This is a genomic window from Kitasatospora sp. NPDC092286 (assembly GCF_044755565.1).
Classification (GTDB): domain Bacteria; phylum Actinomycetota; class Actinomycetes; order Streptomycetales; family Streptomycetaceae; genus Kitasatospora.
In genome coordinates this window covers 41,391-65,749 of the sequence record NZ_JBIVRD010000034.1, presented here as the reverse complement: position 1 = coordinate 65,749, position 24,359 = coordinate 41,391, and the positions used below count along the sequence as shown (strand labels likewise).

22 protein-coding genes and 1 riboswitch are annotated in these 24,359 nt (G+C 74.3%); of the genes, 11 read left to right on the top strand and 11 right to left on the bottom strand.

Features of this window, described 5'->3' with window-relative positions; translation table 11 throughout:
• Window positions 1–29: 29 nt before the first annotated feature.
• Window positions 30–1,964 carry an anthranilate synthase family protein gene (locus tag ACIQIB_RS29000; protein WP_363607282.1) on the bottom strand — a complete coding sequence of 645 codons (1,935 nt, stop codon included), beginning with the start codon at window positions 1,962–1,964 and terminating at the stop codon, window positions 30–32.
• 301 nt (window positions 1,965–2,265) lie between these two features.
• Here ACIQIB_RS29000 and ACIQIB_RS28995 point away from each other — a divergent pair, with 301 nt between their 5' ends.
• Together ACIQIB_RS28995 and ACIQIB_RS28990 are read left to right on the top strand one after the other, a co-directional pair.
• The gene (locus ACIQIB_RS28995; RefSeq protein WP_363607283.1) at window positions 2,266–3,603 is read left to right on the top strand and encodes a class II 3-deoxy-7-phosphoheptulonate synthase; all 1,338 of its coding nucleotides are present in this window, start codon (window positions 2,266–2,268) and stop codon (window positions 3,601–3,603) included.
• A gap of 164 nt (window positions 3,604–3,767) precedes the next feature.
• Window positions 3,768–4,043, top strand: coding sequence for a (2Fe-2S)-binding protein (locus ACIQIB_RS28990; RefSeq protein WP_363607284.1), 276 nt, complete (start codon window positions 3,768–3,770; stop codon window positions 4,041–4,043).
• Window positions 4,044–4,070: 27 nt separating this feature from the next.
• On the opposite strand, the gene bfr is transcribed toward ACIQIB_RS28990, so the two are convergent.
• On the bottom strand, window positions 4,071–4,550 hold the full coding sequence (gene bfr, locus ACIQIB_RS28985; RefSeq protein ID WP_363607285.1) for a bacterioferritin: 480 nt from the start codon (window positions 4,548–4,550) through the stop codon (window positions 4,071–4,073).
• A 218-nt stretch (window positions 4,551–4,768) separates the two neighbouring features.
• Here bfr and ACIQIB_RS28980 point away from each other — a divergent pair, with 218 nt between their 5' ends.
• Window positions 4,769–5,398 (top strand): molybdopterin-dependent oxidoreductase, encoded by a 630-nt coding sequence (locus ACIQIB_RS28980; protein ID WP_363607286.1) that lies wholly within the window; start codon window positions 4,769–4,771, stop codon window positions 5,396–5,398.
• Between the two features lie 10 nt (window positions 5,399–5,408).
• Here ACIQIB_RS28980 and pknB read toward each other — a convergent pair whose 3' ends face one another.
• The 4 genes from pknB to thiO all read right to left on the bottom strand — a co-directional run bounded on the left by pknB (window position 5,409) and on the right by thiO (window position 9,505).
• Window positions 5,409–7,211, bottom strand: a complete 1,803-nt coding sequence (pknB, locus tag ACIQIB_RS28975) for a Stk1 family PASTA domain-containing Ser/Thr kinase (protein WP_400761594.1) — start codon at window positions 7,209–7,211, stop codon at window positions 5,409–5,411.
• Between the two features lie 103 nt (window positions 7,212–7,314).
• A complete protein-coding gene (locus ACIQIB_RS28970) occupies window positions 7,315–8,112 on the bottom strand; it encodes a thiazole synthase (protein WP_363607288.1) in 798 nt (265 codons plus the stop codon).
• A 2-nt stretch (window positions 8,113–8,114) separates the two neighbouring features.
• Window positions 8,115–8,324 carry a sulfur carrier protein ThiS gene (thiS, locus tag ACIQIB_RS28965; RefSeq protein WP_363607289.1) on the bottom strand — a complete coding sequence of 70 codons (210 nt, stop codon included), beginning with the start codon at window positions 8,322–8,324 and terminating at the stop codon, window positions 8,115–8,117.
• A complete protein-coding gene (gene thiO, locus ACIQIB_RS28960; RefSeq protein WP_400761572.1) occupies window positions 8,321–9,505 on the bottom strand; it encodes a glycine oxidase ThiO in 1,185 nt (394 codons plus the stop codon). Before thiO ends, thiS begins: the two co-directional genes overlap by 4 nt.
• Window positions 9,500–9,612, bottom strand: a riboswitch (TPP riboswitch). Its footprint overlaps the gene before it by 6 nt.
• A 106-nt stretch (window positions 9,613–9,718) precedes the next feature.
• Here thiO and ACIQIB_RS28955 point away from each other — a divergent pair.
• The 3 genes from ACIQIB_RS28955 to thiE all read left to right on the top strand — a co-directional run bounded on the left by ACIQIB_RS28955 (window position 9,719) and on the right by thiE (window position 12,036).
• The gene (locus tag ACIQIB_RS28955; RefSeq protein WP_363607291.1) at window positions 9,719–10,915 is read left to right on the top strand and encodes an FAD-dependent oxidoreductase; all 1,197 of its coding nucleotides are present in this window, start codon (window positions 9,719–9,721) and stop codon (window positions 10,913–10,915) included.
• 108 nt (window positions 10,916–11,023) lie between these two features.
• Window positions 11,024–11,389, top strand: coding sequence for an Rv2175c family DNA-binding protein (locus ACIQIB_RS28950; protein WP_363607292.1), 366 nt, complete (start codon window positions 11,024–11,026; stop codon window positions 11,387–11,389).
• Window positions 11,389–12,036: a thiamine phosphate synthase gene (thiE, locus tag ACIQIB_RS28945; protein WP_363607293.1), complete on the top strand. Its 648-nt coding sequence runs from the start codon at window positions 11,389–11,391 to the stop codon at window positions 12,034–12,036. Before ACIQIB_RS28950 ends, thiE begins: the two co-directional genes overlap by 1 nt.
• Window positions 12,037–12,093: 57 nt before the next feature.
• Here thiE and ACIQIB_RS28940 read toward each other — a convergent pair whose 3' ends face one another.
• Window positions 12,094–13,200, bottom strand: coding sequence for a polyprenyl synthetase family protein (locus ACIQIB_RS28940; RefSeq protein WP_363607294.1), 1,107 nt, complete (start codon window positions 13,198–13,200; stop codon window positions 12,094–12,096).
• A gap of 163 nt (window positions 13,201–13,363) precedes the next feature.
• Between ACIQIB_RS28940 and metF the strand changes: the two genes are divergently transcribed.
• Together metF and ACIQIB_RS28930 are read left to right on the top strand one after the other, a co-directional pair.
• The gene (gene metF, locus ACIQIB_RS28935; protein WP_363607295.1) at window positions 13,364–14,278 is read left to right on the top strand and encodes a methylenetetrahydrofolate reductase [NAD(P)H]; all 915 of its coding nucleotides are present in this window, start codon (window positions 13,364–13,366) and stop codon (window positions 14,276–14,278) included.
• Window positions 14,279–14,410: 132 nt separating this feature from the next.
• Window positions 14,411–15,286: a hypothetical protein gene (locus ACIQIB_RS28930; RefSeq protein WP_400761569.1), complete on the top strand. Its 876-nt coding sequence runs from the start codon at window positions 14,411–14,413 to the stop codon at window positions 15,284–15,286.
• 33 nt (window positions 15,287–15,319) lie between these two features.
• Here ACIQIB_RS28930 and ACIQIB_RS28925 read toward each other — a convergent pair whose 3' ends face one another.
• Together ACIQIB_RS28925 and ACIQIB_RS28920 are read right to left on the bottom strand one after the other, a co-directional pair.
• A complete protein-coding gene (locus ACIQIB_RS28925) occupies window positions 15,320–16,816 on the bottom strand; it encodes a phytoene desaturase family protein (protein WP_400761566.1) in 1,497 nt (498 codons plus the stop codon).
• A gap of 11 nt (window positions 16,817–16,827) precedes the next feature.
• Window positions 16,828–17,481 carry a DUF4126 domain-containing protein gene (locus ACIQIB_RS28920; protein WP_400761564.1) on the bottom strand — a complete coding sequence of 218 codons (654 nt, stop codon included), beginning with the start codon at window positions 17,479–17,481 and terminating at the stop codon, window positions 16,828–16,830.
• 694 nt (window positions 17,482–18,175) lie between these two features.
• Here ACIQIB_RS28920 and ACIQIB_RS28915 point away from each other — a divergent pair.
• The 3 genes from ACIQIB_RS28915 to ACIQIB_RS28905 all read left to right on the top strand — a co-directional run bounded on the left by ACIQIB_RS28915 (window position 18,176) and on the right by ACIQIB_RS28905 (window position 20,476).
• A complete protein-coding gene (locus ACIQIB_RS28915) occupies window positions 18,176–18,793 on the top strand; it encodes an SAV_6107 family HEPN domain-containing protein (RefSeq protein WP_400656608.1) in 618 nt (205 codons plus the stop codon).
• Window positions 18,794–18,903: 110 nt separating this feature from the next.
• Complete coding sequence (locus ACIQIB_RS28910) at window positions 18,904–19,656, top strand: methyltransferase domain-containing protein (protein ID WP_363607300.1); 753 nt, start codon at window positions 18,904–18,906, stop codon at window positions 19,654–19,656.
• A gap of 433 nt (window positions 19,657–20,089) precedes the next feature.
• Complete coding sequence (locus ACIQIB_RS28905; protein ID WP_363607301.1) at window positions 20,090–20,476, top strand: DUF3040 domain-containing protein; 387 nt, start codon at window positions 20,090–20,092, stop codon at window positions 20,474–20,476.
• 116 nt (window positions 20,477–20,592) lie between these two features.
• Here the strand turns inward: ACIQIB_RS28905 and ACIQIB_RS28900 are convergent, their stop codons facing one another.
• Window positions 20,593–23,043, bottom strand: a complete 2,451-nt coding sequence (locus ACIQIB_RS28900) for a transglutaminaseTgpA domain-containing protein (protein ID WP_400761561.1) — start codon at window positions 23,041–23,043, stop codon at window positions 20,593–20,595.
• On the bottom strand, window positions 23,040–24,359 hold the full coding sequence (locus tag ACIQIB_RS28895) for a DUF58 domain-containing protein (protein WP_400761559.1): 1,320 nt from the start codon (window positions 24,357–24,359) through the stop codon (window positions 23,040–23,042). Before ACIQIB_RS28895 ends, ACIQIB_RS28900 begins: the two co-directional genes overlap by 4 nt.

Below are 24,359 nucleotides of genomic sequence, written 5' to 3'. Positions count from 1 at the left end.
CGGACGGCACGCCCGCTCGCGGACGCGGTTCAGCCGCGCAGCGCCGCCGCCTCGCGCAGCAGCCCGGCGACGATGTCCACGCCGTCGCGGGTGAGCACCGACTCCGGGTGGAACTGGAGCCCGGCGAAGCCGGCGCCGCGCAGCGCGTGCACGTCGCCGGTCAGCGCGTCGCGGGAGACCTCGATGCCCTCGGCGGCCAGCCGGGCCGCGTCCTCGTCGGAGCAGCGCGCGGTGAAGGTGTTGTAGAAGCCCACCGTGCGCCGGGTGCCGAAGAGGTCCACCGTCTCCTGCGCGCCCTGGTACGGGACGTTCTTGCGGGCCAGCGGCAGGCCGAGCGCGTCCGCGAGCAGCTGGTGGCTGAGGCAGACGGCGAGCAGCGGCGCGGTCCGGGCGCCGGAGCGGACGGCGGCCAGCGCGTCGGCGACGACCGGGCGCAGGACGGCCATCTTGGGGTCGTCGGCCACGGCCGGGTCGCCCGGGCCGGGGCCGAGCACCAACGGGCCCCGGTGGGCGGCGACCCGCTCGCGCAGGCCCGGCTCGTCGTAGCGGACCACGGAGACCTGGTGGCCGAGCGAGGTCAGCAGGTGGGCGAGCATCGCGGTGAAGGTGTCCTCGCCGTCCACCACCAGGGTCGGCTCGACCTCGGTGATCTCGGCCGGCGCCTGCATCCGCAGCCAGAACGGGGCGAGGCCGGCGCGCCGGTCGTCCAGCGCGGCCTGGACCCGGTGGTCGTCGGCCAGCCGGGGGCCGGTCGGGTTCGGCACCCGGCCGGAGGCGGGGCGGGCGCCGATCGCGGTGAGCACCCCGGCGGCCTTGGCGTGGGTCTCGGCGACCTCGGAGTCCGGGTCGGAGTGGCGGACCAGGGTCGCGCCGACGCGGACCACCAGGCGCCCGGTGGCCGGGTCGATGTCGGCGGTGCGGATGCAGATCGGGGAGTCCATCAGCTGTCCGCCGCTGGCCGAGCGGCCGATCAGGGCGAGCGCGCCGGAGTAGTAGCCGCGTCCGCCGGGCTCGTAGCGCTTGATCACCCGGGTGGCGTTCTGGACCGGGCTGCCGGTGACGGTGGCGGCGAACATCGTCTCCTTGAGCACCTCGCGGACGTCCAGCGAGGTGCGCCCGCGCAGCTCGTACTCGGTGTGGGCGAGGTGGGCCATCTCCTTGAGCCGCGGGCCGAGCACCTGGCCGCCGAGGTCGCCGACGGTGCACATCATCTTGAGTTCCTCGTCGACCACCATGGTGAGCTCCTCCAGCTCCTTGGGGTCGTGCAGGAAGGAGAGCAGCGAGTCGATGTCCGCGCCGCCGGCCGGGTAGCGGTAGGTGCCGGAGATCGGGTTCATCACGACCGTCCCGCCGCTCTGCCGGACGTGCACCTCGGGCGAGGCGCCGACCAGTACGCGGTCCCCGGTGTGCACCAGGAACGTCCAGTAGGCGCCGCGCTCCTGCTCCAGCAGCCGGCGGAACAGCGAGAGCGCGAGCGCGGGGGAGAAGTCGTCCAGGGTGGCGCGGAAGTCGCGCCGGATCACGAAGTTGGCGCCCTCGCCGCGCCCGATCTCGTCCTCGATGACCCGGCGGACGATCCCGGCGTACTGCCGGTCGTCGATGTCGAACGAGCCGCCGGACAGCGAGACCGGCAATCGCGGCAGCACGGGGGCCACGTCGGCCAGCGGAAGGGCGTACTGCTCGGTGACCGAGAGCGCCTGCAACGGGGTCGCGTCGTCGTGCGCCTCGAAGCCGCGTTCGCGGATCTGCCGGTACGGGACGAGCGCGAGCAGGTCGTGCACCGGCCCGCCGGACGGCACCCCGTCGCGGACCGGCAGGTCGGCCAGGTGCTCGTAGCTGCCGACGGTGCCCAGCAGCACCTCGACGGTGTCCGGGGCGAGCCGGGGGGTGCGGCGGTGCAGCAGCGCGAACGCGGGGGCGTCGGGGCCGGTGAGTCGGGCGATCAGGTCGGCGGCGGTGGTCACGGTGGCGGCTTCCTTCCGGGGGAACTGCGGGGTGCGGTGCTGGGTTCCGCTCCCGGGAAGGCCGTCTGTCCAGACGTCGACGGCCGCCCCGAGGGGCGGCCGTCGTGTTCGTCTAGGAACGCGTGATCGGTGGGCCACCCTTGGGGTTGGCCCACCACCAGGAGTGGCTGTGCGGCGCGTTCATGCTTTGAGAGTAGCGGATGGCCCGACGGGGTGAGGCGGATCACGTGATTGTCCGAGATGTGTCTCACCCACCGGGCAGCGGTCACGAATTGGCTGCCGCACCCCGTAGCCTTGCGGTGTGACCGTGACGAATCCCCACTCCTGGCAGTCCCTGCCCGCGGCGCAGCAGCCTGAATGGCCGGACCAAGAGGCTCTGCGCAAGACCCTTGCGGAGCTTGCCTCCTATCCGCCGCTCGTCTTCGCGGGCGAGTGCGACCAGCTGCGCGCCCGGCTCGCTGCCGTCGCGCGTGGTGAGGCGTTCCTCCTGCAGGGCGGCGACTGCGCCGAGGCCTTCGACGGCGTCTCGGCCGAGCACATCCGCAACAAGCTGAAGACCCTGCTCCAGATGGCGGCCGTGCTGACGTACGCCGCCTCGGTGCCCGTGGTGAAGGTCGGCCGGATCGCCGGTCAGTACTCCAAGCCGCGGTCCAAGTCGACCGAGACCCGCGACGGGGTGACCCTGCCGGTCTACCGGGGCGACTCGGTGAACGGCTTCGACTTCACCCCCGAGTCCCGGATCCCGGACCCGGAGCGCCTGAAGCGGATGTACAACGCCTCCGCCGCGACGCTGAACCTGGTGCGCGCCTTCACCACCGGTGGCTACGCCGACCTGCGCCAGGTGCACGCCTGGAACCAGGACTTCGTGCGCAACTCGCCGGCCGGCCAGCGCTACGAGCAGCTCGCCCGCGAGATCGACAACGCGCTGGCGTTCATGAACGCCTGTGGCGTGGCGCCGGAGGAGTTCAGGACGGTCGAGTTCTACTCCTCGCACGAGGCGCTGATCCTCGACTACGAGACCGCGCTGACCCGCGTGGACTCGCGCACCGGCGAGCTGTACGACGTCTCCGGCCACATGGTCTGGATCGGCGAGCGCACCCGCCAGCTGGACCACGCGCACATCGAGTTCGCGTCGAAGGTCCGCAACCCGATCGGGGTGAAGCTCGGCCCGACCACCTCGGTCGACGAGGCGCTCACCCTGATCGAGAAGCTCGACCCGGAGCGCGAGCCCGGCCGGCTCACCTTCATCACCCGGATGGGCGCGGGCAAGATCCGCGAGCACCTGCCCACCCTGGTGGAGAAGGTCACCGCGTCCGGCGCCCAGCCGGTCTGGATCTGCGACCCGATGCACGGCAACACCTTCGAGGCGTCCAGCGGTCACAAGACCCGCAGCTTCGACGACGTGCTCGACGAGGTCAAGGGCTTCTTCGAGGTGCACCGCGCGCTCGGCACCCACCCGGGCGGTATCCACGTGGAGCTGACCGGCGACGACGTCACCGAGTGCGTCGGCGGTGGCGACGAGGTGCTGGTCGACGACCTGCACCAGCGCTACGAGACGGCCTGCGACCCGCGCCTCAACCGCAGCCAGTCGCTGGACCTGGCGTTCCTGGTGGCGGAGATGTACCGCGGCGGCCAGTGACCGGTCCCGCCGTAACGGCCTGATGTGACGAAGGCCCCTCCGGATTCGGTTCTTCCGAGCCCGGAGGGGCTTTTTCGCACCCGGATCGCCAGGTAAGGTGAGGCTTAGTGAACTAAGGCAACCCTTAGTCAAGATCGTTCCGCACCACCCCGGGAGAGTCCTCGATGTACGTGTGCATGTGCCATGCGGTCACCGAGGACCAGGTGAAGAAGGCGATCGACGCCGGTGCCGACACCCCGCGCCGGATCGCCAAGGGCTGCAAGGCCGGCACCGACTGCGGCTCCTGCGTCCGCCGGATCCAGGCGCTGCTCGGCGAGTACGGCGCCCGGCCCTGTCCGACCGCCCGGCTGGCGGCGAAGCTGGGGCTGGCGGACCCGGAGACCGTCGATCGGGCCCCGGCCGCGGTGCCGGACCGGCCGGCTCCGCTGCGCGCGGCCTGAGCCGCCGCCTTCCCGCTCCGCCGTGGCTCAGGAGTCCGGCTGCTCGATCAGCTGGGCGATGTAGAGCGCCTCGCCGAGCTTCTCCACCAGTTCCAGCTGGGTGTCGAGGTAGTCGATGTGGTGCTCCTCGTCCGCCAGGATCGACTCGAAGATGTTCGCCGAGGTCACGTCGTTCTTGGCCCGCATCACCACGATCCCGCGCTTGAGCCGGTCGATCGCCTCGACCTCGACCTGGCGGTCCGCCTCGAACATCTCCTTGACGGTCTGGCCGATCCGGACGTGGAAGAGCCGCTGGTAGTTCGGGAGCCCGTCCAGGAAGAGGATGCGGTCGGTGAGCACCTCGGCGTGCTTCATCTCGTCGAAGGACTCGTGGCGGGTGTACTTGGCGAGCTTCGTCCAGCCGAAGTTCTCCTGCATCTTGGCGTGCAGGAAGTACTGGTTGATCGCGGTCAGCTCGGCGGTGAGCTGCTCGTTGAGGAATTCGATGACCTCTGCGTCGCCCTTCATGGCGGCTGCCTTCCTGCTCTGCGTCCGGGAACCACGGCCGTACCGTCCGGCTGCACGCATCCTGGCACCGCTATGGGAGGAAATTCCAGTAAGTTCACACTCACTAGGACATGTGTCGGAATATCCCATTTAGGCACCTATTGGCCTGTGTGGGCGGGCGCGCGACCTCGGAAAGGGGCGCGCGCAGATGGTTGTCCGCCGTCTGTCACCATGGACTCATGGGTCAGTCCGAATACGAAAAGCTCCCGCCGTCTGACCCGAGACTCCCCCCGGGGCAGCGCCCGCAGCGTGGCTGGCCCGCCCTGCACTACGGACCCGTGCCCCGCTTCAAGCCGCTGACCTGGGACTTCCAGGTGTTCGGGGCGACCGCCTCGGCGGAGAAGCACAGGTGGGACTTCGCCGGCTTCAACGCGCTGCCGCGCACCACCGTGCGGGCCGACTTCCACTGCGTCACCAAGTTCTCGGTGCTCGACAGCGACTGGACGGGCGTGTCGGCCTCGGTCGTCCTCGACGAGGTGCCCCCGGCACCCGGCGTCACCCATGTCATGGTCTGGGCCGAGTACGGCTACAGCGCCAACCTCCGGCTCGCCGACTTCGCCGACCCCCGGACGGTCTTCGCCACCCACCGCAACGGCGAGTCGCTCACCGCCGAGCACGGCTTCCCGGTCCGTCTGGTCGTCCCGCAGCTGTACGCCTGGAAGGGGCCCAAATGGGTCAGGGCGGTGGAGTACATGCGGGCCGACCGCCGCGGTTTCTGGGAGGAACGCGGCTACCACAACCTCGCCGACCCCTGGCGGCAGCAGCGCTACTCCCACCAGGAGGAGCCGGGCGACGGCCCGCTGCGCTGACGGACATCCTCTAGAGGAACGGGAAGCTGACCGTCACCACCGTGTGCTGCGGGCGGCGCTCGCCGGCGGCGGGGGACTGGCTGGAGACCTTGCCGGTGCCGAACAGGTTGACGCCGCTGCTCTGCATGGCGAACCCGGCGGCCTGGAGCGCCTTGGCGGCGTCGTCCTTGGACATCCCGGTCACGTCCGGAACGGGCACCATGCCCTTGCTCACCACCAGCGAGACCGGGGTGTTCTCCGGCAGCCGCTGCCCGGCCGCCGGCGAACTGCTGATCACCGAGCCCTCCGGCACGGTGTCGTCGTACGTCTCGGTCACGCCGCCCCGGGCCAGCTGGACGCCGGAGAGGGCGGCCGCGGCCTGCTCGGCGGACTTCCCGGTGACGTCCGGCACGGCGATCCGCTTGGGACCCCGGGAGACGGAGACGGCGACGGCGTCGCTCTTGCGGGCCCGCGCCCCCACCCCCGGATCGGAGGAGATGATCTGCCCGGCCGGGACGGTCTCGCTGTACACCTCGGTGAAGCGCCCGTGCATGCCGACGCCGTCCAGGATGCGCTGCGCCTCCGCGCGGTCCTTGCCGAGCACGCTCGGCACCGTCCCGTACAGCGCCCCGGAGAGCGCGTACGTGGTGCCGCCGACCAGCAGCGCCAGGACCGCCAGCACGGAGGCCCAGATCAGCGGGGTGCGCGGCAGCCGGCGCAGCGGGCCCGGGCGCCGGGTGCGCACCGGCGCCGGCTCGTCGTACGGGCGGGGCTCGGTGAGCAACTGGTCCATCAGCTCCGGCGGGACGTCCAGCACGCTGGTGCGCTCGGTCTCCGGGGCGGCGGGACCGGCCGCGGGGCGGATCACCGAGGTCGGCTCGCTGGTCGGGTACTGCGGGCTGGGCCGGGTGGAGGCGGGCGGTTCGGCGTCCAGCCGGGCCGGGGTGAGCGTGCGGCGTACCCGCTGGAGGGCGGCCAGCAGCTCGACCGCGTCGTACGGGCGGGCCTTCGGGTCGCGCGCGCAGGCGCCGGCCACTATGGCGTCGAGCTCGGGGCCGACCCCGGGGACGGCCAGGGACGGCGCGGGGACGTCCTCGTGCAGGTGGCGGTACATGACCTGGACGGGGTTCTCGCCGGTGTGCGGTCGGTGGCCGGTGAGCATCTCGTACAGCAGGATGCCGGCCGCGTAGACGTCCACCCGCTGGTCGGTCCCGGCGCCGGGGCGGATCTGTTCGGGGGCCAGGTAGGAGACGGTGCCCAGGACGGTGCCGGCGGTCGCGGTGGTGGAGGTCGCGGTGGTGGAGGTCGCGGTGGTGGAGGTGGCCGCGCCGTCGGCGGTGTTCAGCACCCGGACCAGGCCGAAGTCGGCGACCTTGACCAGGCCGTCGTCGGTGATCAGCACGTTCTCCGGCTTGACGTCCCGGTGGACCAGACCGGCCCGGTGGGCGGCGCCGAGCGCGGCCAGCACCGGCTCCAGGATGTCCAGGGCCGCCCGGATGGAGAGCGCGCCGCGGTCGCGCAGCAGGTCGCGCAGGGTGCGGCCGGGCACGTACTCCATCGCGAGGAAGACGGTGCCGCCGTCCGCGCCCTGGTCGAAGACGTTGACCACATTGGGGTGCGCCAGCCGGGCCACCGCCTTGGCCTCGCGGATGAACCGGCCGGTGAAGCCGTCGTCCCCGGCGAGCGAGGGGTGCATCACCTTGAGGGCCACGACCCGGTCGAGCCTGGTGTCGGTACCCCGGTACACGGTGGACATCCCGCCGGCCGCGATGCGCTGCTCGACCCGGTACCGGCCGTCGAGCAGGGTACCGATCAGCGGGTCGTGCAATGCCATGTCCACCCGGTGATTCTAGTGGCGCGGGCCGGGGCGGGACCCCGGGCGACACCGCGCCCGGGGCCTCTGTGCCCGGCTTGTGACACGCCCCGGCGCGCCCGGGTCAGAACGCCGGGTGCTCGCGGGTGTCCAGGTCGGCCCGGCCGGCCATGGCCGAGGAGGCCTCGGCGTGGAAGCGGCGCGGGATCCGGCCCGCCCGGTACGCCAGCCGGCCGGCCTCGGCGGCGTGCCGCATCGCGTCGGCCATCAGCACCGGGTCCTGGGCGCGGGTCACCGCCGAGGCCAGCATCACCGCGGCGCAGCCCAGCTCCATCGCCAGCGCCACGTCCGAGGCGGTGCCGGCGCCCGCGTCCAGGATCACCGGGACCCGGGCGCTCTCCACGATCAGCTGGAAGTTGTGCGGGTTGCGGATGCCCAGGCCGGAGCCGATCGGGGAGCCCAGCGGCATGATCGCCGCGCAGCCGACGTCCTCCAGCTTCCGTGCCAGCACCGGGTCGTCGTTGGTGTACGGCAGCACGGTGAAGCCGTCGTCGACCAGGGTCTCGGCGGCGTCCAGCAGCTCGATCGGATCGGGCAGCAGGGTCCGCTCGTCCGCGATGACCTCCAGCTTCACCCAGTCGGTGCCGAGCGCCTCGCGGGCCAGCCGGGCGGTCAGCACCGCCTCTCCGGCCGTGAAGCAGCCGGCCGTGTTGGGCAGCACCCGGATGCCGTTGCGGACCAGCACGTCCAGGACGGAGCCCTGGGTGGTGGCGTCGACCCGGCGCATCGCCACCGTGGTGAGCTCGGTGCCGGAGACCCGCAGCGCCTGCTCCAGGATCTCCAGGCTGGGCGCGCCACCGGTGCCCATGATCAGCCGGGAGCCGAACGTGGTCCCGGCGATGTCCAGCAGGTCGTCCGCCATGGTCAGCCTCCCTGGACGGCGGTGAGGATCTCGATCCGGTCACCCGCGGCGAGCCGGGTCCGCGGCCACGAACCACGCGGCACCACGGTCTCGTTGAGCGCGGCGGCGACGCCGGAGTTGGCGGCGCTCAGCGCGGCCACCACCTCGGCGAGGGTGGTGGTGGCGGGCACCTGCCGGGGCTCGCCGTTGACGGTCAGTGCGATCTCGCTCATGCGGGGGCCTTCGTGGTGGAGCGGGCGGGGGAGAAGCGGGTGGGGGTGAACGGCGCCGCCAGGGCGGGCGTCTCGCCGGTGGTCAGGTACTCGGCGACCAGATCGGCCGTCACCGGGGTGAGCAGCACGCCGTTGCGGTAGTGGCCGGTGGCGGCGACGAGGCCGGGCAGGGCGGTCGGACCGATCAGCGGGGCGTTGTCCGGGGAGCCGGGGCGCAGTCCGGCGGAGGTCTCCACCAGGGGCAGCTCGGTGATGCCGGGGACGAGCTCGTGCGCGTCGCGCAGCAGCTCGTACACCCCGCCGGCGGTGACGGTGGTGTCGTACCCCTGCTCCTCGCTGGTGGCACCGATCACCAGCTCGCCGTTCTCCCGGGGCACCAGATAGAGGTGCCGGCCGCGCACCACCGCGCGCACGTTGCGGGAGAGGAACGGCCGGTACGGCTCGGGCACCCGCAGCCGCAGGATCTGCCCCTTCACCGGGCGGATCGCGGGGAGCACGCCCTCGGGCAGGCCGGGCAGCCGGTGGCTGTGCGGACCGGCGGCGAGCACGATCCGGTCGGCGGTGACGGTCTCCAGTGTGTCCAGCCGGGCGCCGACCGCGCGGTCGTTCTCGACCAGCAGTTCGGTGGCCTCGGCGCGGTGCAGCAGGACGCCGGCCCGCTCGCAGGCGAGGACCAGCGCCCTGACCAGCCGGCGGCCGTCCACCTGGTGGTCGTCGGTGACGTGCAGACCGCCCCGGACGCCGGGGGCGAGCATGGGTTCGAGCCTGCGGGCCTCGCGGCCGGTGAGCCAGTGCGAGTCCAGGCCGAGCCGCTGGTGGAAGGCGTGCAGTTCACGCAGTTCCGCGCGGTCGTCGGAGTCCAGGGCGACGGCGACGGTGCCGCACTGGCGGTAGCCGGTGTCCTGGCCGCCGCTCGCCTCGGTGAGTTCGGCGGCGAAGGCGGCATAGCGCTCGTTGGATGCCATCCCGAGGCGGAGCAACGGCTCCTCGCCGTACTGGAGTTCGGTGACGGGGGCGAGCATGCCGGCCGCGACCCGGGCGGCGCCGCCGCCGTGCGCCGGGTCGATCACCACGATGTTCCCCAGCCCGCGCCGGGCCGCGCGCCAGGCGACGGCGAGGCCGATGATGCCCCCGCCGATCACCAGGACGTCGGCATGCGCGCCCTTGGCCAAGCGTGTCAAAGTCGCTGCTCTCCCTTCGCCGGTATGACCCGGATCAGGTTCGGACGGTCGCAGGCCGTGTCAGCCCGCCTCTCAGCCCGGTCCGCCGGGCTCCCGTGAATTGGTGCCACCACCTTAACTCCGCGTCCCGCCCCGGCCGAAGGCGCGTACGAGGGGTGGACCCGAGCCCGGGTGGGGCCCGGACGGACGGCCGCCGCTGAGTACAGTGACGGCGTGGCAGAGCTGAGCGGGACGGATCAGGTGGTCGTGGTCGGGGCCGGGCTGGCCGGGGCGCAGTGCGCCGCGGGGCTGCGGCAGGGCGGCTGGCGGGGGCGGATCGTGCTGGTCGGCGAGGAGCCCCACGCGCCGTACGACCGGCCGCCGCTCTCCAAGGAGGTGCTGCTCGGCAAGGCCGATGCCACCACCCTCGACCTCGACTTCGCGGACCTGGGCGTCGAACTGCTCACCGGCCGCCGCGCCACCGGCCTCACCCCCGGGGTGCTGCACACCGACGCCGGCGATCTGCCGTACGGCACGCTGGTGATCGCCACCGGTGCCGCCCCGCGGGCCCTGCCCGGCGCCGAGCGCGCGCACCTGCTGCACACCCTGGACGACGCGCTGGCGCTGCGTGCCCTGCTCCGGCCGGGCCTGCGCCTGGTGCTGGTCGGCGCGGGCTGGATCGGCGCCGAGGTGTCCACCGCCGCCCGGGCGGCGGGGTGCGAGGTCACGGTCGTCGAGATGGGCCCGGCGCCCGTCCCCGGCGCGCTGCCCGCCGGGATCGGCCGGGCGATGGCCGCCTGGTACGCCGAGGCCGGGGTGGACCTGCGCTGCGGCGTCGGGGTCGCGGCGGTGGAGCCCGGCGCGGTGCTGCTGGCGGACGGCTCGCACCTGCCGGCCGACGAGGTGCTGGTCGGGATCGGCGCCCGGCCGGCCACCGGCTGGCTGGCCGGCTCCGGCGTCGAACTGGACGCGGCCGGTGCCGTCCTGGTGGACGAGCGGCTGCGCACCAGCCTGCCCGGCGTCTTCGCCGCGGGGGACTGCGTCAGCTATCCGTCGGCGCGCTCCGGCGTCCGGCTGGCCGTCCAGCACTGGGACCACGCGCTGCAGTCCGGCGCGGCGGCGGCCGCCGCCGTCCTCGGCGCGCAGGCGCCCTACGATCCGGTGCCGTACTTCTGGTCGGAGCAGTTCGGCCGCATGGTCCAGTACGCCGGGCGGCACGGGGCCGGTGACGAGCCGCTGTGGCGCGGTTCACCCGGGGAGCCGTCCTGGTCGGTGCTCTGGCTGCGCGATGGTGTGCCGCGCGCCCTGCTCGCGGTGGACCGTCCGCGCGACCTCGCCCAGGGCCGCCGGCTGATCGAGCGCGGTACGGCGCTGGACCCGGCCCTGGCGGCGGACCCCGCGGTGCCGCTGAAGTCGGCGCTTGCCGGGTAGCGCGGCGGGGCCCGCGGGCGGCCGCCCCGGTGCTCGACGGACCTGTGACGGGTGTGCGGCGGGTGGTGAGTGGTGCGCGGCGGGCCGTGGAGGTGGCAGTCTGGTGGCGTGAGTGAGATCGAAAGCAAGATTGAAACCCTCGTTTCCGAGTGGATGTACCTGCCCGACATCTCGGAGCAGTGGGGCGTGCGGGTCACCGAGGTCCGCGACCTGGTCCGCAGCGGCGGGCTGATCGCGGTCCGGCGCGGCCCGAACAAGTCGCTGCAGGTGCCTGCCGCGTTCATCGACGGCCAGGGCCTGGTCAAGCACCTGTCGGGCACCCTGACCGTCCTGCGCGACTGCGGGTACAACGACATGGAGATCCTGGAGTGGCTCTTCACCGAGGACCCGTCGCTGCCCGGCAGCCCCATCCAGGCGCTGTGTGAGAACCGCGGCACCGAGGTGAAGCGCCGCGCCCAGGCGATGCTGATCTGATGGCGGCGGACACCCCGCGCCGGCGGCTCGCCGACGCCCGGCTCTACCTGTGCACCGACGCCCGCCGCGAGCAGGGCGACCTCGCCGAGTTCCTGGACGAGGCGCTGGCCGGCGGGGTGGACATCGTCCAGCTGCGGGACAAGGGCCTGGAGGCCAGGCAGGAGCTGGCGGCCCTGGAGGTCTTCGCCGACGCCTGCCGCCGCCACGGCAGGCTGCTGGCCGTCAACGACCGCGCCGACGTCGCGCACGCCGCCCGCCCCGACGTGCTGCACCTCGGGCAGGACGACCTGCCGGTGCCGGCCGCCCGGGCGATCCTCGGCGAGGACGTGATCATCGGACGGTCCTGCCACGCCGAGTCCGAGGTGGACGCGGCGATCGCCGAGCCCGGCGTGGACTACTTCTGTACCGGGCCGGTCTGGCCGACCCCGACCAAGCCCGGCCGCCACGCGCCGGGCCTCGGCCTGGTCTCGTACGCGGCCGCGCGGGACACCGACCGGCCGTGGTTCGCCATCGGCGGCATCGACCTCGGCAACCTGGACCAGGTGCTGGCGGCCGGCGCCCGCCGGATCGTGGTGGTGCGCGCCATCACCGGCGCGGACGACCCGCGGGCGGCCGCCGCCGAGCTGTCCCGGCGGCTGCGGGCCTGACCCCGCCGGGCCCGCCGCCGTCCGCCCGTACCCGCCCGCCGTACCCCCCGGTACCGGTCAGTACTTGCGGACGGTGGCGGCCTCGGCCAGCGCCAGCAGCACCTCGCGGGCCCGCTCGTCCGCCAGCGGCGCCGCCTCCAGCGCGCCGAGCGCCTGGCGCATCAGCTCCTCGATCCGCCGCTCCACCAGCCCGGGCGCGCCGCTGCGCTCCACCAGCGCGCGCAGCCGGGTGACCTCCTCGGTCGCCAGGTCCGGTGCCCCGAGCCGCTCGTCCAGGTGGCGGGCGTCGGCCGCGGACAGCCCGCGCATGGCGTGCGCCACCAGCAGGGTGCGCTTGCCCTCGCGCAGGTCGTCCCCGGCCGGCTTGCCGGTGACGGCCGGGTCGCCGAAGACGCCCAGCAGGTCGTCCCGGAGCTGGAACGCCTCGCCCAGCGGCAGGCCGAACGCCCCGTACGCCTCGACCAGCCCGGGCCCGGCGCCGGCGAGCAGCGCGCCGATCTGGAGCGGCCGCTCGATGGTGTATTTGGCCGACTTGTAGTGCAGGACGGTCTGGGCCCGCTCCAGCGCGCCCGCGTCGGCGGAGTCGCCGGCGACCGGCTCCAGGACGTCCAGGTACTGGCCGACCATGACCTCGGTCCGCATCAGGTCGAACACCGGCTTGGCGGACAGCACCGCGGCCGGCTCCAGGCCCGAGCGCAGGAACAGCTCGTCGCACCAGATCAGCAGCAGGTCGCCGAGCAGCACCGCCGCGGAGGCGCCGTACTGCTCGCGGTCGCCGCGCCAGCCGCTCTCGCGGTGCAGGGCCTCGAAGCGGCGGTGGACGGAGGGCAGGCCGCGCCGGGTGTCGCTGCGGTCCATCAGGTCGTCGTGGACCAGCGCGCTGGCCTGGAGCAGCTCCAGGGCGGCCGCCGCGTGCGCGATGCCGTCGCCCCCGGCCGGGCCGCCGGCGCCGCGCCAGCCCCAGTAGCAGAACGCCGGGCGCAGCCGCTTGCCGCCGTCGAGCAGGAAGTCGCGCAGGGCGTCGGCGGCGGGTGCCAGCCGCGGGGAGATCTTCCCCAGCAGCGCCGACTGGCCGTCCATGAACCCGGCGAGCGCGGCGTTCACCCGCTCGCGCACGTCCTCCACGTCAATGGGGCTGGCCGGGCGGCTGGTGGGCGAGGTCACGATGAGGCTCCGGAGGTTCGCTGGGGTGCGGCAAGCCTAGCCGGGCGGCTGGGAACGCCTGTACGGACGACGGCCGGCCGGGATCCGGAACGCCGTCCACCGATTGTCTCAATCCGTGGACCTCGGTTGTCCGGGTCCTTTGCCCGACGGTTAACCTGCCAGCATGGCACTCGGCGTCGCTTCCACCAGAACAGACCGCGCGCAGACGGTTCGCGAGCTCCTGGCGGCTGGCAAGCGGTCCTTCTCCTTCGAGTTCATGCCGCCGCGCACCGAGGTCGGTGAACAGCGGCTCTGGGACGCCATCCGGCGGCTCGAACCGCTCGACCCGAACTTCGTCTGCATGACCTACGGGGCCGGCGGCTCCTCGCGCGAGCGCACGGTCAACATGGTCGGCCGGATCGCCACCGAGACCACGCTGACGCCGGTCGCCCACCTGACCGCGGTCGACCACTCGATCGCCGAGCTGCGCAACATCATCGGCCACTACGCCGACCAGGGCGTACGCAACGTCCTCGCGGTGCGCGGCGACCCGCCCGGCGACCCGACGGGCGAGTGGGTGAGCCACCCGCAGGGGGTCACCTACGCGTACGAGCTGGTGGAGCTGATCAAGGGGATCGGCGACTTCTGCGTCGGCGTCGCCGCCTCCCCGAACATGCACCCGCGCTCGACCGACTGGGACGAGGACATCCGGCACTTCGTCGGGAAGATCCGCGCGGGCGCCGACTACGCGATCACCCAGATGTTCTTCGAGGTCGACGACTACCTGCGGCTGCGCGACAGGGTCACGGCGGCCGGCTGCGAGGCGCCGATCATCCCGGAGATCATGCCGGTCACCAACGCCAAGCAGCTGGACCGCTTCCCCCAGCTGAGCGGCTCGGCCTTCCCGGCCGACCTGGAGGAGCGGCTGCGGGCCGTGATCGACGACCCGGTGGCGCTGCGCGAGGTCGGTATGGACCACGCCACCGCGATGTCCGAGCGGCTGCTCGCCGAGGGCGCCCCCGGCCTGCACTTCATCACGCTCAACCACTCGACCGCGACGCTGGAGATCTACCAGAACCTCGGTCTGCACCAGCGCTGAGCGGCCCGGCCGCCCCGGCCGGAGAAGTGCCGGGGGCGGCCGGGAACGCGATGCGGTACCCGGGCCGTTGAACCGGTACAGTCGCCGCACACGCGCGGCGCGCGCGGGCACGCGACTGGAGGTAGCGGGCGGATGGGTGTCGGATACCTGCTGCTGTACGCCGCGTTGGCGGTGGTGGCGCTCTGGCTGGTGGCCGAGCTGCTGCTGCAGAACCGGGCCCCGATCCACTGGCGCGGTCTGGCCCTGGGCGGCTTCCTCGGGGTGGCCGCCGGGATGGCGATCGGCTCGGTCGTGGTGATCGGTGCGGGCGCCGCGCTGTTCGCGGTCGGCCAGACCTTCGTCACCCTCTCGGTCAAGCGCGGCTACACGTCCGGCTGGTCGCTGCGCAAGGCCGACGGCGGCCTGCCCGGACCGCTGGCCAAGGTCCCGCTGCTCGGGGCGCTGACCGGCGGCGGCGCGGTGGCCGCGGCCACCGTGGCGGCGGCCAGGATCGGCGAGGTCGGCGCGGTCGAGGAGCCCCCCGGGCCCGCCCCGGTGGCGGCCGAGGCCGTCCCGGCCGTCGAGCAGACCGCCGCCTTCGAGATGCAGGAGCTCGCCGCGGACGGCGTCTACGCCCCCGCCTACTACGAGCAGCAGCACGAGCAGCAGCAGGCCGTCCAGCCGGACCCGTACGCCGGGGCCTACCAGTCCGGCTACGACGTCCAGCAGCAGCCGCAGCCGGGCTACGACCAGCAGCAGTGGCAGACCCAGCAGCAGCCGGCGTTCACCTACGACCAGGGCTACGGCGGCTACCAGCAGCAGCCGGACCCGTACGCGGGCTATCAGCAGCAGGAGCAGTACGCGGGCTACCAGCAGCAGCCCGCCTGGGACCCGAACGCCCAGCAGCAGTGGCAGCCCGAGCAGCACCCGCAGCACCCCGAGCAGCACCCGCAGCAGCAGCCGGTCATCCCCCAGCAGCCGTCCTACGACTACGGCTACCAGCAGCAGAACACCTGGCAGCAGGGCTGACGGCCGCCGGGCGTGGCCCTGGGCGGGCAGGCCCTAGGCGGGACCGACCAGGTTGGCCACGATGCAGGCGGACATGCCCACCCTGGCCAGCCCGCCGCCGGGGTGGGCGGCGCCGCCCACCAGGTAGAGACCGGGGAAGTCCTCGTTCGGCGCCTGGAGCAGCGCGCCGTCGGCGCCGGCCAGGGCGGGCGGGGGCACCGAGCCGAAGAAGGAGGCGGTCTCCCGCTCGGTCTCCTCGGGCGTGCGCACCACCCGCCACAGCACCCGCTCGCCGAGGCCCAGGCCGGCCGCGTCGACGTGGGCGAGCATCCGGTCGGCGAAGCGGTCGGCCGCGCCGGGCGCGCCCCAGTCGAAGTCCAGTGAGGGCGTGGTCGCGGTGAGCACCACGCTCTCGTGGCCCTCGGGGTGGAGCGACGGGTCGTCGGGCCGCAGCACCTGGACGGTCGGCCGGTCCGCGAGCGGGGCTCCGGGGGTGAAGATCCCGGCGAGTTCGGCGGCCGGGTCCGCCGCGTGCACCACCGTGCGGTGCGCGGTGCCGGCCGGACGGGCGCCGCGCAGCGCGAGCAGCACGCTGACCCGCCCGGGCACGCCGTGCAGCCGCTGGGCGGAGGCGGGCCAGTCGTCGGACGACTCGGCCGGGCCCGTCCAGCCGGTGTGCAGCACCCTGGCGTCCATCGAGGAGACCACCAGATCCGCGTCGAGCCGGTCGCCCTTGGTCTGGACGCCGCAGACCCGGCCGTCCCGGGTCGCCACCTTGGTCACCGGCGTGTCGAAGCGGAACGTCACCCCGCGCTGCTCGCACCGCCGGTACACCGCCTCGGCCAGCGCGCGGATGCCACCGCGCACGTACCAGACGCCGAAGGACTGCTCCATGTACGGCAGCACGGTGGCGCTCGCCGGGGCGGTGCGCGGGTCGAGGCCGAAGCGCAGCGCGTGCTCGTGCAGCAGGGCGGTCGGGCCGGGGTGGCCGCCGAGTTCGCGGGCGGCGACGTCGGCGAGGGTCCACGGGCGGGGCCGGCGCAGCCGGGCCAGGCCCTGGCGGGGCGGGGTGGGGTAGGGGTCGCCGTGCAGCGGGGCAGGGTCGGCCGGGAGGGGCTCCTCCAGCAGCGGGCGGCGGGTGGTCTCCCAGACGGTGCGGCCGTGGTTCATCACCTCGCTCCAGCGGGCGCCCGAGCCAGGGCCGAACGCGGCGTCCAGGGCCTGGATGTAACCGGCCCGGGAGGCGTTGGGCAGGGTGAGGACGGTGCCGTCCGGGAAGAGGTGCAGGCTCTCCGGGTCCACCGGGACCAGCTCGACCAGCTGCTCCAGCGGCTCCTTGCCGGTCTTCAGCGCGAGGTCGCGGTAGACGGCCGGGAGGGTGAGCAGACCGGGGCCGGTGTCGAAGGCGAAGCCGGCCCGCTCGTACCGGCCGACCATGCCCCCGTACGTGCCCCCGGCCTCGCAGACCGTCACCCGATGTCCGAGGGTCGCCAGCCGGGAAGCCGCCGCGAGCCCGCTCATTCCTGCGCCGATGATGACGATCCGTGCCATGGCACCCGATCCTATGACCGCGCCGCCCACGATCCTTCCCCCGCCTCACCGGCCGCGGCCTCCGCCGGTCGCGGGCCGGCCGCGCGGGCGGCCCTGCGCTCGCGGCGGCGGGCCCGGAAGCGGCGGATCCGGCTGATCGCGAACCAGACCAGCAGCAGGCCGACGGCCAGCAGCACGGCGGCGACCGACGCGGCCAGCCACGGGTGGAAGATCGCCAGGGTGACCAGCCCGGCGACCGAGACGTCCTCGGCCAGGCTGACCACGATGTTGCTGGCCGGTTCGGGCGAGGTGTTGACCGCCATCCGCAGCGAGGCCTTCACCAGATGGCTGACCAGTGCGGTGGTGCCGCCCATGGCGCCCGCCGCGACCTCGCCGAGCGAGCCCGGGTCGGCGCTCGCGAGGAGCGCGCCGACGGTGGCGCCCGCGACCGGGCGGATCACGGTGTGGACGGCGTCCCAGACGCTGTCCACGTAGGGGATCTTGTCGGCCACCGCCTCCAGCAGGAACAGCGCGGCGGCGGCGATCAGCACATCGGTGCGCTCCAGCGCCGACGGTACCGAGTCGGTCCCGGCGAACCGGCCCAGCAGCCCGAGCAGCAGCACCACCGCGTACGCGTTGATCCCACTGGCCAGCCCGCTGGTGAAGATCAGCGGCACGATCGTCATCGGTCTCCCTCCTCGGAGCGCCTGCCGGGTCCACCCGGTCTCGCCGTACCGTACCCGGGACGCCGGCCGGGGGCGGCCGGTTCCTGGCCCGGAAGGGACTGAGTACGGATACTCAGAAAAGCGGTTGAGTATCTGAGCGGATGGCCTCCGACCTGCGGGGACGGGACAGTAGGGGCACCGGGACGGAGAGCGCGTCGGGCGCGCCGGACCGGGAGGCGGACAGGTGCCGTCCACCGGCCGTGAGAGGTCGGCGGGACGGCACCGGCGGGTCCGTACGGGAGCCGGCCGGAGGCCGCGCACCGCCGACACGGGGCGGCGGAGCACGGCCGGGGGGGGCGGCGACGGGGGAGAGCCGGAACGCCGTCCGTGGGGGGACGGCGCTTCGGCCGGTGCGGGGCGGTGGTGCGGGGCCGGGAGGACCGGCCGATGCCCGCCGCCCACACGCACGCCCGCACGCCCGCACGCCCGCACGCCCGAGGGCGGCTATCCGGAACCGGGCCCGTTCATACGCAAATACGCACGCCCACCCGAATCACGCCCACCCGCACGCCCGGACGTACGCCCGCGCGCACACCTGTGCGCCCGCACGGCGAGTGGCCGCGCCATCGCTCGCGACCGCGTTGTCAGTGGTCCGGTTCACGATGGAGGAGCACGGGCCACCCGGCTCGCGCGCTGCCTCGGACCGGGGGAGACCATGACCATCAGCCACCCTGAGCCCGTCACCGCCCGCCTCCACCCCGCCTCCCACCCACCGGCCTCCCCCCAGCCCGCCGCCCGTCCGGGCCGCGGGGACGTCCACCCCGTGCCGCGCCGGGCCGCCGCCCCGCCGGCCGCGCTGGACCTGCTCGCCGACGCCCACCGCACGCTCGACCGCGCCCGCGCCCTGGAGGACCCGCTGGAGCGGTACGCCGCCGCGCATCTCGCCGCGCTGCGCACCGTCGCGGCCGTGCTCGCGGTGCGCGGGCGGCCGGAGAAGAGCCCCCGGCGGCGCAAGGCCATCCGCAGCGCCTGGGAGGTGCTGCCCGAGGTGGCGCCGGAGCTCGCCGAGTGGGCGGTCTACTTCGCGGCCGGCGCCCGCCGCCGGGCCGCCGCCGAGGCCGGGATCAGGGGCGCCGCCTCCGCCCGCGACGCCGACGACCTGATCCGCAACTCGGCCCTCTTCCTGCGCCTGGTCGAGCGCCTGCTCGGCCTGCGCCCCGCGCCGCCCGCCCCGAGGCTGCCGCTGGACGACGACGGCGGCGGCAGCGACAACGGCGGTGCTGACGGCGGTGCCGACGACGGCGACGGTGACCGCCCGGCCCGCCGCCGGTGACCGGCGGCGGGCCCGGTCCGCGGCCGACGGCCGGCGGCGCGGCCCGGCCCGTCGGCCCGGACTAAGGTGGAGGCATCCTGATCGATCTGCATGTGCCGAGGAGCCCCGCCTTGTACCCGACGCGTCCCCGCAGCGCCCTGCGTACCGCCGTGGTGTGGGAGGTGGTCCGCACCGCCCTGGAGAAGCGGGCGGCCGAGCTGGACCAGCCCGTGCTCGACGTGGTCGACACCGGCGGCGGCACCGGCAACTTCGCCGTGCCGGTCGCCCGGCTCGGCCACCGGGTCACCGTGGTCGACCCGAGCCCCGACGCCCTGTTCGCGCTGGAGCGGCGGGCCGCCGAGGCCGGTGTCACCGACCTGGTCCGCGCCGTCCAGGGCGACACCCAGACGCTCCCCGAGCTGGTCGCGCCGGGGACGGTCGACGCGGTGCTCTGCCACGGCGTGCTGGAGGTCGTGGACGACCCGGCCGAGGCGCTCGGCAGCCTGGCCGGCACCCTGCGCCGGGGTGGCCTGGTCAGCCTGCTGGCCGCCAACCGCAACGGCGCGGTGCTGGCCCGCGCGCTCGCCGGCCACTTCACCGAGGCCCGGACGGTGCTGGGCGCCGCGGACGGCCGCTGGGGCGAGAACGACCCGATGCCGCGCCGCTTCACCGGCGAGGAGCTGGGCCGGCTGGCCGACGGCGCCGGTCTGCGGGTGGAGTCGGTGCACGGTGTCCGGGTCTTCGCCGACCTGGTGCCCGGTGTGCTGGTGGACACCGAGCCGGGCGCGCTGGAGGCGCTGCTGAAGCTGGAGGAGGCCGCCGCCGGGCAGCCCGCCTTCCACGCCGTGGCGACCCAGCTGCACGTCCTGGCGACGCTGGCCTGACCCCCGGCGGAGACGTTTCGCACACCCGCCCCACACACCCGCTCCGCAGAGGTTTCGCACACCGTCCGCCGGGTGTCCGGCGGCGGTTCGCCCACCGGTCTCCTGCCGGTCGTCTCCGAAGGTCCCCAGGTCTCGGCCGATTCCATCGGATCGGGCACTTGTCCGGGGTGTGCGGCGTTGGGCACAGTGCGGCCGGGACCGGTCGGGGTGGCCCGGCCCACGCGAAGCCGACCACCCCGTAACAGGTCCGTGGACCGTATGATCTGGGTAAAGCCGGAAAGCATGACAGCCGGACGCATGGGGCATATGGACGACACGGGTCGGGTCCCCCCGCACAGGCGTCCGACCGCGTGCCCTGATGGCTGATTGGACTTGCCTCCCCGACCGGGGCGGCGGACCGGTCGCACCCGCGACCGACGAGTAGGAGGACTCCGTGCCGCTCTCGGAGCACGAGCAGCGACTGCTCGACCAGATGGAGCGAGCGCTGTATGCCGAAGATCCCAAATTCGCGTCGGCGCTTGAGGGAACCGGGCTGCGCACCTACACCCGCCGGCGGGTCTACCTGGCCGTCGGGGGATTCGTGGTGGGCATCGGCCTGCTGATGGGCGGAATGGTCGTCCCCGACCAGATCTGGGTCAGCATCGTCGGGTTCCTGGTGATGCTGGGGTGCGCGGTCTTCGCCGTGACGGGCTGGCGCCGTGGTCCGGCGAGCCAGGGCTCCGGCCCCCGGCCGGCCGCCGCGCCGCGCCGCAAGGCCGGGATGATGGACCGGGTCGAGCAGCGCTGGCAGCGCCGCCGGGACGAGCAGAGCGGGCTCTGAGCCGAAGGGCCGGAGCCGTCGGGGTCCACGGTTGAACGGCCACACCTGGAACAGCCGCAGAGGGCGGGCAGTCGGACCGACTGCCCGCCCTCGGCGTTCCGTCCCGGGGGCGTCCCTCAGGACTCCCCGGACTCCCCGCCGCCCTTCCGGCGCCGCAGCCCGCCCCAGGCCCGGCGTACCGGCCCGGTGACCGCCCCGGTCACCCGGGAGACCCGGCCACGGACGGCGAGCCGGGCGGCCAGCACGGCGTCGGAGATCCGCCACGACAACTGGGCCGAGGACGGCGGCAACAGCACCGCCCTGGTCCGGCCGGTCCGGCCGGCTCCGGCCCGCAGGCCGTCCCGGGCGGTCCGGACGTCCGCCGCCAGCGGCGCGGTGATCCGGGCGTCGCGGGCGTAGAGCACCCGCTCGGCGGCCAGCGCCACCCGCCCGGCGGCCGCCGCCGAGGCCTCGTCCAGCTCGGCGGTCTCGGAGATCCGGCGGGCGGCGGACCTCGGGGTGCGCGACTCGTCCGGCGGGATGCCGAGGTCCCAGGCCGAGTCGACCAACTCGTCCCAGGCGGCCAGCACCTGTTCGTCGGTCAGCTCCGCGGGCCCGCTGCCGCCCGGCCGGCGGCGCCCGCCCGGACCGATCCGGCGCCGGCGCAGCATCGTCCGCCAGAACATCGGGGTGAGCAGCAGCGCGATCAGTACCAGGATCCCGGCGAGGGTGCCCAGCACCTGCCAGGACAGCAGCCAGGACTCCTCGTGGGCGCCGGCGGCGGTCTTCTTCCGGTCCTCGCACTCGCCCAGCCGACGCAGCCTGGGGTCGCAGTCGCTGCCGACGGAGGGCGCGGCCACCGGGGCCGTGCTCTGCGCGGCGGCGGTCGGCTGCTGGGTCGGAGCGGTGGCGGGGGCGGAGACCGGGTCGGCGTAGCTGGGCTGCACGCCGCGGCTCTTGGTGGGCTCGAAGCGCGTCCAGCCGAAGCCCTCGAAGTACAGCTCGGGCCAGGCGTGGTACTTCTGCCCGGTCACCGAGAACTGGTTGCCGCCCTTGGCGTCGCCGGGGGTGAAGCCGACCGCGACCCGGGCGGGGATCTTCAGTGTGCGGGCCATCGCCGCCATGGTGGAGGCGAAGTGGACGCAGAAGCCCCTGCGGTCCCGCAGGAAGGTCTCGATCGCGGAGCTTCCGGTGCCCGGCTGGATCTTGGTGTCGTAGGTGAACTCGGGACCGGTGAACCACGACTGCAGGGCCAGCGCCTTGTCGTACGGGGTGCGCGCCTTCGCGGTGACGGCCAGCGCCTTCTCCGCGACGACCGGGGGCAGTTCCCTGGGCAGCTCGGTGTAGTGCTCGACGATCTGGGCCGGGGCGGCGGGCGCCGTGCGCAGCTCCGTGGCGGTCGGCCGTACGTCCAGGGCGCTGACCTGGTACTTCAGGCCCTTGATCGCCTTGTCCTTGGTGGGCTGCACGGTGTCGGTGAGGGCGTCCACCTGCCAGCTGTCGGGGTTGGGGACGGTGATGCTTTTGGCCGGGTAGGGCACCGGCAGCCAGGCCGACTCCAGCCGGTCGGTGACCTCGAAGTCGCCGTCGATCGTGGGGAGGTCGGCGTCGGTGAGCCCTGCGGGGCGGGGGAGGTTCTTGAGGTCGCCCAGCCCGGTGCTCACGAGCTTCCACGAGGCGCCGTCGAAGGTGTCCAGCGAGCCGGTGCGCAGGTAGGTGGACTGGGCCTGGTCGCCGTCCATGCGGTAGTTGAGCAGCACCTCGTCGCTGGGGCTGTTGAACGCGGCCTCCAGCGTGACCAGCGGGTCCAGGCTGGCCGCGCCCCCGGAGCCGGAGCCCTTGCCCGAGCCCGGGCCGGACGTGCCGTGGATCAGGCCGGCGTCCCAGCGCGGCAGGAAGACCGGCAGCAGCAGGGCCAGCGCGAGGGCCAGTACACCGACCCGCTGGCCGCCCTGGCTGAGCGCGCCGGTGCCCCCGGTGCCGCGCGAGCTGCCGCGGAAGACCCGGCCCCAGCGGGAGACCCGGTCCTGGCCCTCGGCGAAGAGCAGCACCAGGTAGCCGCCGGCCGCCAGTGCGAACCAGATCCAGCTGCCGCCGCTGCCGGCCAGGCCGTTGCCGACCGAGTACAGGGCCAGCAGGGGCAGCCCGGCCAGCGCCGAGCGCCGGTAGGTCACCGCGACGGTGTCCACCACGACGGCGATCAGCCCGACGGAGGCGACCAGGATGAGTCGCAGGCCCGGGTTGGGCGGCGCCGGGATGGCGTACTCCTGGATGTCGTCCAGCCCGGTGCCGAGGACCTGGCCGAGGGTGTGCACCGACCGCGGCCCGGGCACGACGCCGCCCCACACGGCGGTGGAGCCGGCGAAGCCGACCAGCAGCAGGACGAACAGGACGAGGAGCTGCCCGAGCGGCACCGTCCAGCGGTAGAAGGGCGTCCGGCGCAGGCCTGCGCCGGACGCCGCGACCGCCGCGATCACCACGAAGGCGTTGATGATCCAGCTCTTGGTGGTGAGCAGCGGGGTCAGGCAGAGCGCGGCCAGTGCGGTGGCCAGCGCCGAGTACACGGTCAGTTTGGCCCGGGTGGTCACGCGCCGGCCTCTTCTCGGTAGGGGGAGGACGCCTTGGCCCGGTCGGCGGCCTGCCAGAGGTCGGGGGCGGAGTCCCCGGCGCGGACCGGCAGCACCGTCCAGCCGGCCTCGCGCAGCTGCTGGACGCGGGCGCGGAACTCGTCACCGCCGGTCTCGGGGGCGAGCAGCCGCAGGCCGGCCCAGGTGTCGGTGTCGAGCAGGAAGACCACGGCGCCGCCGGTCCGGCCGCGCAGCCGGGCCAGCCGGGCGGTCTGGGCCTCGTCCAGCTCGCCGAGGACGGCGACCAGCAGGCCCTCGCCGGAGGCCCGCAGCGGTTCCTCGGCGCGGGAGAGCCCGCCGCCGTCGGAGAGGTCGACCACCGCGAGCGCGTCCAGGATCAGACCGGAGGCGTCGGCCGCGGTGTTGCCGCCGGCGGCCGGGCCGGGCACGCAGTGGCCGGTGTCGGTGAGCAGCCGGGTCTGGTAGCCGCGTTCCAGCAGGTGGACGGCGACCGAGGCGGCGCAGCCGACCGCCCACTCGAAGGAGGACGCGGGGCCGTTGCCCCGGTGGCCGACCTCCCGGGTGTCCAGCAGGACGCTGGCCCGGGCCTTCTGCGGCTGCTCCTCGCGCCGCACCATCAGTTCGCCGTACCGGGCGGTGGACTTCCAGTGCACCCGGCGCAGGTCGTCACCGGGCCGGTACTCGCGCAGGATCACGTCGTCGTCCCCGGCCAGCGCGAGGGTGCGGGTGTGGCTCTCGCCCTGGCCGGCCCACTCGCCGCTCAGCCGCACGTGCGGCAGGGGCTGCGCCTGCGGGACGACGGTCAGGGTGTCGGAGGCGGTGAAGGAACGGTTCAGCTCGCACATCCCGAACGGGTCGGAGAGGCGCAGCTGGAGCGGGCCGAGCGGGTAGCGGCCGCGCAGGTCGGAGCGGACCCGGTAGGAGACCTCGCGGTTGCCGCGCGGCTCGACCCGGTCCAGGACGAAGCGCGGGCGCGGCCCGAGTACGTACGGGACCTTGTCCTCCAGCAGCAGCAGGCCGGTGGGCACCCGGGAGACGTTGTCGACCCGCAGATGGACCCGGGCCTCCTGGCCCGCGGTGGCGCGGCGCGGGCTGAGCCGGCGGCCGCTGGCCACCCGGTAGCGGGTGCTGGCCAGCAGCAGCGCGGCCGCCAGCGGCAGCGCGGCGAGCAGCACGCCCACGCGCAGCAGCGCGTCCTGGTCGAGGAGGTAGGCGCAGACCACCGCGGTCAGCCCGGCGGCGAGGAAGGAGCGGCCCCGGGTGGTGAGGCCGCGCAGGCCGGCGCGCAGGCCTGACGGTGCGTCGGACGGCCCCAC

Coding starts and splice junctions, on each gene's coding strand:
- ACIQIB_RS28990 (WP_363607284.1), top strand. CDS start 3,768: ATGTACGTGTGCATGTGCCATGCGGTCACCGAGGACCAGGTGAAGAAG.
- ACIQIB_RS28980 (WP_363607286.1), top strand. CDS start 4,769: ATGGGTCAGTCCGAATACGAAAAGCTCCCGCCGTCTGACCCGAGACTC.
- thiE (WP_363607293.1), top strand. CDS start 11,389: ATGGCGGCGGACACCCCGCGCCGGCGGCTCGCCGACGCCCGGCTCTAC.
- ACIQIB_RS28925 (WP_400761566.1), bottom strand. CDS start 16,816: ATGGCACGGATCGTCATCATCGGCGCAGGAATGAGCGGGCTCGCGGCG.
- ACIQIB_RS28970 (WP_363607288.1), bottom strand. CDS start 8,112: ATGGCGGACGACCTGCTGGACATCGCCGGGACCACGTTCGGCTCCCGG.
- metF (WP_363607295.1), top strand. CDS start 13,364: ATGGCACTCGGCGTCGCTTCCACCAGAACAGACCGCGCGCAGACGGTT.
- ACIQIB_RS28920 (WP_400761564.1), bottom strand. CDS start 17,481: ATGACGATCGTGCCGCTGATCTTCACCAGCGGGCTGGCCAGTGGGATC.
- ACIQIB_RS28930 (WP_400761569.1), top strand. CDS start 14,411: ATGGGTGTCGGATACCTGCTGCTGTACGCCGCGTTGGCGGTGGTGGCG.
- ACIQIB_RS28915 (WP_400656608.1), top strand. CDS start 18,176: ATGACCATCAGCCACCCTGAGCCCGTCACCGCCCGCCTCCACCCCGCC.
- pknB (WP_400761594.1), bottom strand. CDS start 7,211: ATGGCATTGCACGACCCGCTGATCGGTACCCTGCTCGACGGCCGGTAC.
- bfr (WP_363607285.1), bottom strand. CDS start 4,550: ATGAAGGGCGACGCAGAGGTCATCGAATTCCTCAACGAGCAGCTCACC.
- thiS (WP_363607289.1), bottom strand. CDS start 8,324: ATGAGCGAGATCGCACTGACCGTCAACGGCGAGCCCCGGCAGGTGCCC.